Below are 6,095 nucleotides of genomic sequence, written 5' to 3' on the forward strand. Positions count from 1 at the left end.
ACTGCGGCGCAGCCGGCCTCGATCGCCGCGAACACGTACTTCGGCTGGAAGTGGATGTCGGCGATGACCGGGATCTGCGACTTCTTCGCGATGGCCGGCAGCGCCTCCGCGTCGTCCGCGCTGGGGCAAGCCACCCGGACGATGTCGCAGCCCGCGGCGGTCAGCTCCGCGATCTGCTGCAACGTCGCGTTCACGTCCGCGGTGACGGTCGTGGTCATGCTCTGCACGGAGATGGGCGATTCACTGCCCACTCCGACCGGTCCGACCTGCAACTGCCGGGTCTTGCGCCGTTCCGCGAGCACCGGAGCCGGGGCCGCGGGCATGCCCAGATCGACGGTCATCGATACCTCTCCACCTCTTCTGGTGTTCTTCGGACGGCTTGCACCGCCCGCGCCCCACGATACCGGCGACCTTTCATCCGGCTGGACGTCGTCATGGTCGGCCGGGTCACGTTCGGTGATCATCAGCGTAGGTTCACGTCTCGTTCGAGCGAGCGTCGCGCGCCCACCACCACCCGATCCGAGTAGCGGCCGCGGCGAACGCCGAAGCCCGTTCGGCCCCGCCGACGCGGGTTCCGCTTCCTCGCAGCCGCTCGGCCACGCGGGTGAAATGCCCGCTGCGCCGCCGCCGTTCCCGCGCGAAACCGGCGCCCGCCACGCGTGCCGAGCAGCGGTTTCGCGCGAAAACGATCAGAACAGCTTGACCGGGTTCACCACGTCGGCGACCAGGACCAGCAGCGAGTACGCGATGAAGATCAGGCTCACCGCGTACGCCAGCGGCATCAGCCGTGCCGTGTCGAACGGCCCCGGGTCGGGCCGCCGCACCAGCTTGGCGAACTTGCGACGGATGCCCTCCCAGATCGCGCCGACGGCGTGGCCACCGTCCAGCGGCAGGATCGGCAGCATGTTGAACACGAACAACGACAGGTTCACGCCCGCGAGCAGGTTGAACATCATGATGATCCGGTCGTCGACGCCGACCATGTCCGAGGACAGCACCTCGCCGCCGAGCCGGCTCGCGCCGACGATGCCCACCGGCGAGTCCTGGTGCCGTTCGCCACCGAAGATCGCGGCGACCAGGTCGGGCACCCGCTGCGGCAGCTCGACGACCTTCTGCGCGGTGAGGCTGACGAAGCCGCCGACGGTGCTCGCCACGCCGCCGATGTCCTGCTTGACCAGCACCGAGGTCGGGGTGAGGCCCAGGAAGCCGACCTTCTCGGTCTCGCTGGTCGAGTTCAGCTTCGGCCGGTCGGTCTGCATCAGGTCGGCCTGGAGCGGAATCCGCTGGCCGTCGCGCTCGATGACCACCGGCACCGAACCGCTGGACGCGCGGATCGCCAGCTGCAGCTCGTCCCACGTGGTGTAGGGCTTGCCGTTGAACTCGACGATCCGGTCACCGGTCCGGAATCCCGCGGCCGCGGCCGGGGACTGCGGCGCACCGGCCGGGCAGACCTCGGTGTTCGGCGCGGTGGCGGGCAGCACGCACGCGCTGACGTTGGCGACCGTGGTCGTCGGGGTCGCGATGCCGTGGCCCATCAGGATCGCCGTGAAGATGCCGACCGCCAGGATGAGGTTCATCACCGGCCCGGCCATCATCACGATGACCCGCTTCCACGGGCTGCGCTGGTAGAACTGCTTGTGCGCGTCCTCCGGGGTGATCTCCTCGGCGGACATCTGGCGGGCGTCCTCGATCATCGCCCGCCACGGCGCGGACGACGTGGTGCGGCCGTACTTCTCGTCCTTCTTCGGCGGGAACATGCCGATCATCCGGATGTAACCGCCGAACGGGATGAGCTTCAGGCCGTACTCGGTGTCGCCCTTCTTGCGGGACCAGACGGTGCGGCCGAAGCCGACCATGTACTGGGTGACCTTGATCCCGAACAGCTTCGCGGCCGCCAGGTGCCCCAGCTCGTGCCACGCGATGGAGAACAGCAGCCCGAGGAAGAAGATCAGGATGCCAACGACGACCAGCATCTACTCCGCCTTCCCCACGAGCTCGCGAGCCCGAGTGCGTGCCCAGTCCTCGGCCGCGAAGACCTCGTCCAAGCCCGCCGGGTCGCTGCGCCACTGGTCGGCGCCGGCGAGCACTTCACCCACAGTTTGCACGATCGCGGTGAACCCGAGGCGGCCCTCGACGAACGCCGCCAGCGCTTCCTCGTTCGCCGCGTTGTAGATCGCGGGCAGGCAACCGCCGCCGGAGCCCGCCGCGCGGGCCAGCTCGACGGCCGGGAACGCCTCGTTGTCGACCGGCTCGAAAGTCCACTCCTGGGCCTTCTCGAAGGTCAGCGCCGGCGCGGCGCCGGGCACCCGGCGCGGCCAGTCCAGGCTCAGCGCGATCGGGATCCGCATGTTCGGCGGGCTGGCCTGCGCGATCGTGGAGCCGTCCACGAAGGTGACCATCGAGTGCACGATCGACTGCGGGTGCACGACGACGTCGATGCGGTCGAAGCCGATGCCGAACAGCAGGTGCGCCTCGATCAGCTCCAGGCCCTTGTTGACCAGCGTGGCGGAGTTGATCGTGACCACGCTGCCCATCGACCAGGTCGGGTGGGCCAGCGCCTGCTGCACGGTGACGTCGACGAGCTCGTCGCGCTTGCGGCCGCGGAACGGGCCGCCGGAGGCGGTCAGCACCAGCCGCTCCACCTCGTCGGCGCGGCCGCCGAACAGGCACTGCGCCAGCGCCGAGTGCTCGGAGTCCACCGGCACGATCTGGCCGGGCGCGGCCCTCTTGAGCACCAGCGAGCCGCCGGCGATCAGCGACTCCTTGTTGGCCAGCGCCAGCGTCGCGCCGGTGGCCAGCGCGGCCAGCGTCGGCTTGAGGCCGCGCGAGCCGTCGACGCCGTTGAGCACCACGTCGGCCGGGGTGGATTCGATGAGGTCGGTGACGGCGTCGGGCCCGGCCAGCAGCCGTGGCAGCCGGAACTCGCCGGCCGCGTAGCCGCGCCGCTGGGCCTCGGCGTAGAGGGCGAGCTGGACGTCTTCGACGGCGGTGCCCTTGGCGACCGCGACCGCCGGGACGTCGAACTCCAGCGCCTGCGCCGCCAGGGCCTGCGGGTCGCTGCCGCCCGCGGCCAGCCCGGCGACCCGGAACCGGTCGGGGTTGTGCCGGATCACGTCCAGGGCCTGGGTTCCGATGGAACCGGTCGAGCCGAGCACCAGGACGGTGCGGGGACCGGGTTCGCTAGGTGCGCTCTGATTCGGGGTGTCGGCGTGCATCACCGCCATTGTCCCCGAAGAAGGTGAGCACTCGTCGCTCGCGGTGCGCAAATCACTTCCGGGGTTCACGATCAGGTGGTCGGCCCATGCGGGTGCGGCGCAGAACGTGAGGAGAACAGCCATGGGCATCATCGGATGGATCGTTCTCGGCCTGATCGTGGGCGCCATCGCGAAGGCGATCATGCCGGGCAAGGACCCGGGCGGAATCCTGGTCACGATGCTGTTGGGCGTGGTCGGCGCGTTCGTCGGCGGGCTGGTCGGCAACTGGATCTTCGGCGTCGGCATCGACCGGTTCTGGTCGCTGAGCACCTGGCTCCTGGCGATCGCCGGCTCGGTCATCGTGCTGGGCGTCTACCGGGTGATCGTCGGCCGCAAGGCGGTGCAGCGGTAGCGCCGGGACCGGAGTGGCTTCGCGGGGTGTTGCGGAAATCTCTTTCCGCAACACCCTTTTCGCTGCTCGTGCCCGGCAGGCGCGCGCTCGGGCGCGGATGCCGTGTGCGAGGATGAGGGCAATGTGGATCGCCGGGCGGCGATCCGCGCACCGAGCACTGTCTTCCGGCCCGCGCGGCCGGCGTGGCACAGGAGGGGAACGTGGCGAGCACCGAGCTGGAGAAGAAGCCCAGCCAGGCCATCGACCCGGCCGAGGAACCGTCGGTCGAGTGGGGCTGGCACGGCGGTTTCCCGAAGGGCACCCAGATCATGGGCTGGTTCTCGGTCATCGCGTGCCTGGCCATGCTGATCGGCAACCACGGCGGCATCATCAGCGGTGGCGGGCACTTCAAGACCGAGGACGGCTACCTGGTCGTGATCGCGGCGATCCTGGTCATCGGCCTGCTGATCGACCTGCGCAGGAAGCGGACCGCCTGGCGCCGCTGACGCACCGAAAGCATGAAGAACGCCGCCCCGGTCACCGGGGCGGCGTTTTTCGTGTGTTCAGCGGGCCGAGAACCCTAGTACGCCGAGTCCCACCTGATGAAGGCCGCGAGCTTTTGGGTTTGAGCTTTGTCTTTGAAGCGGCGCAGCCGCTTAGCCCACCCACGCAACCGGCACCGCCGCGGGTTCTCAGAGGCCTTCTCGCGAGGACAGCCCCGACGTGGTGAATTGGTCATTCATGATGTCGGGGATCCCACAGCGAGAAGACCGCGGTGACTCCCGCAGGGGGCCGCCACCCGCACCGCTACGCAGGACGAGCCTGGAAACCGTAGTTCACGGATTGATGCCCGTGAGGACCGTGACGTGCTCTTCGGTGAGGTCGGTCATCGCGGCGCGGACGCCCTCGCGGCCGACGCCGGACTCCTTCACACCGCCGTAGGGCATCTGGTCGGCGCGGAAGCTCGGCACGTCACCGATGACCACGCCGCCGACCTCCAGCTCCGACGAGGCGCGGAAGGCCAGCTGCAGGTCGCGGGTGAACACGCCGGCCTGCAGGCCGTAGCGGGAGGCGTTGACCTTCTCGAACGCCTCGTCCACCGAGTCGACCGGCGAGATGACCAGCACCGGGCCGAAGATCTCCTCGCACGAGACCTTCGCGTCCTCCGGCGCGTCGGCCAGCACCGTCGGCGCGTAGGTCGCGCCCTCGCGGGTACCGCCGGTGAGCAACCGGGCGCCCGCCGCGACGGCTTCGCCGACCCACTGCTCCACCCGCTCCGCGGCCGCCACGTCGATCAGCGGCCCGACCTTGGTGGCCGGGTCCTTCGGATCCCCGGTGCCCTGCGCCTCGACCGCCTTGACCACGCGGGCGGTCAGGTCGTCGTAGCTGTCGCGGTGCACGTAGACGCGCTGCACTGAGATGCACGACTGGCCGCCCTGGTACATCGCGAAGGTGGCGATCCGGTCGGCGGCGTAGTCGAGGTCCGGCCAGTCCGCGTCGACGATCACCGCGGCGTTGCCGCCGAGTTCGAGGGTGACGTGCTTGCGCGGCGCCGAGTCCCGGATGCCCCAGCCGACCGGCCCGGAGCCGGTGAACGACACCACCGGCAGCCGCGGATCCGCGACGAGCTCGGCGGCCTTCTCGTTGGTGGTCGTCACCACCGACCACGATCCGGCGGGCAGCTCGGTCTCGGCCAGGATCTCGCCGAGCAGCAGCGCGGACAGCGGGGTCTTCGGCGCGGGCTTGAGCACGATCGGGGTGCCGGCGGCGATCGCCGGAGCGACCTTGTGCGCCACCAGGTTGAGCGGGAAGTTGAACGGCGAGATCCCCAGCACCGGCCCGCGCGGGACCCGGCGGATCAGCGCCATCCGGCCCGTCGCGCCCGCGTCGGTGTCCAGCCGCTGCAGCTCGCCGGAGAAGCGGCGGGCCTCCTCCGCGCCCCAGCGGAAGGTGGAGGCGGCGCGGGCGACCTCGGCGCGCGCCCAGGTGATCGGCTTGCCGTTCTCGGCGGTGATCAGCTGCGCGATCTCCTCGGCCCGCTCGGTGAGGCGGCGGCTCACGTGGTCCAGCGCCGCCGCGCGGGCGTGCGCGGGCAGCGTCGCGAACTCGCGGCGGACCGCGTGCGCGGCCGCGACGGCGCGCTCCACGTCGGCGTCGGTGGCGTAGCACGTGGTGGCGACCGCCGAGCCGTCGTAGGGATGCCGCACCTCGAAGGTCGCGTCGCTGGTGACCCGCTCGCCTGCGATCCAGTTCCCGGTGACCGATGCCATCGGCTGCCTCCTGTCGTTTTCGTCCTCGCCGTGACGCTACGAGCCCGCTCCCCGGGCGGGGAGTGCCAATCTGGCCACCCCGATCCAATCGGCTGGACGGATCGGCAGCTTCCGGGCCGATGCGCGCCGGCGTCCCGGCCGTGAGTCTTTTGGGCGGCTATAGCCGAGGCCGCCAGCCGCACCTGCACCTCGCCCGCCACCGGGTCACCCAGGTCGATCTCCTCGATTTCCCAGTCCTCG

General features: G+C 70.4%; 6 protein-coding genes. 2 read left to right on the forward strand and 4 right to left on the reverse strand.

Annotation, left to right across the window (positions count from 1 at the left end):
• From AB0I53_RS49030 to dxr, 3 genes are all read right to left on the reverse strand, one after another.
• The coding region (locus AB0I53_RS49030; protein WP_358617975.1) for a flavodoxin-dependent (E)-4-hydroxy-3-methylbut-2-enyl-diphosphate synthase at positions 1 to 341 on the reverse strand (341 nt) is incomplete at its 3' end.
• 348 nt (positions 342 to 689) lie between these two features.
• The gene (locus AB0I53_RS49035; RefSeq protein WP_358617977.1) at positions 690 to 1,973 is read right to left on the reverse strand and encodes a site-2 protease family protein; all 1,284 of its coding nucleotides are present in this window, start codon (positions 1,971 to 1,973) and stop codon (positions 690 to 692) included.
• Positions 1,974 to 3,215 carry a 1-deoxy-D-xylulose-5-phosphate reductoisomerase gene (gene dxr / locus AB0I53_RS49040; protein WP_358617987.1) on the reverse strand — a complete coding sequence of 414 codons (1,242 nt, stop codon included), beginning with the start codon at positions 3,213 to 3,215 and terminating at the stop codon, positions 1,974 to 1,976.
• 121 nt (positions 3,216 to 3,336) lie between these two features.
• Here dxr and AB0I53_RS49045 point away from each other — a divergent pair, with 121 nt between their 5' ends.
• Both AB0I53_RS49045 and AB0I53_RS49050 read left to right on the forward strand, forming a co-directional pair.
• Positions 3,337 to 3,606, forward strand: coding sequence for a GlsB/YeaQ/YmgE family stress response membrane protein (locus AB0I53_RS49045; RefSeq protein WP_358617980.1), 270 nt, complete (start codon positions 3,337 to 3,339; stop codon positions 3,604 to 3,606).
• A gap of 200 nt (positions 3,607 to 3,806) precedes the next feature.
• Positions 3,807 to 4,091, forward strand: a complete 285-nt coding sequence (locus tag AB0I53_RS49050) for a DUF2631 domain-containing protein (protein WP_358617982.1) — start codon at positions 3,807 to 3,809, stop codon at positions 4,089 to 4,091.
• A 330-nt stretch (positions 4,092 to 4,421) separates the two neighbouring features.
• Here AB0I53_RS49050 and AB0I53_RS49055 read toward each other — a convergent pair whose 3' ends face one another.
• Positions 4,422 to 5,855, reverse strand: coding sequence for an aldehyde dehydrogenase family protein (locus tag AB0I53_RS49055; protein WP_358617984.1), 1,434 nt, complete (start codon positions 5,853 to 5,855; stop codon positions 4,422 to 4,424).
• Between the last annotated feature and the right edge of the window lie 240 nt (positions 5,856 to 6,095).

Source organism: Saccharopolyspora sp. NPDC050389, assembly GCF_040655595.1.
GTDB lineage: Bacteria > Actinomycetota > Actinomycetes > Mycobacteriales > Pseudonocardiaceae > Saccharopolyspora.

What these genes read in the sequence shown, in the direction of transcription:
- AB0I53_RS49055 (WP_358617984.1), bottom strand. Translation starts at nt 5,855, where the DNA reads ATGGCATCGGTCACCGGGAACTGGATCGCAGGCGAGCGGGTCACCAGC.
- dxr (WP_358617987.1), bottom strand. Translation starts at nt 3,215, where the DNA reads ATGCACGCCGACACCCCGAATCAGAGCGCACCTAGCGAACCCGGTCCC.
- AB0I53_RS49035 (WP_358617977.1), bottom strand. Translation starts at nt 1,973, where the DNA reads ATGCTGGTCGTCGTTGGCATCCTGATCTTCTTCCTCGGGCTGCTGTTC.
- AB0I53_RS49045 (WP_358617980.1), top strand. Translation starts at nt 3,337, where the DNA reads ATGGGCATCATCGGATGGATCGTTCTCGGCCTGATCGTGGGCGCCATC.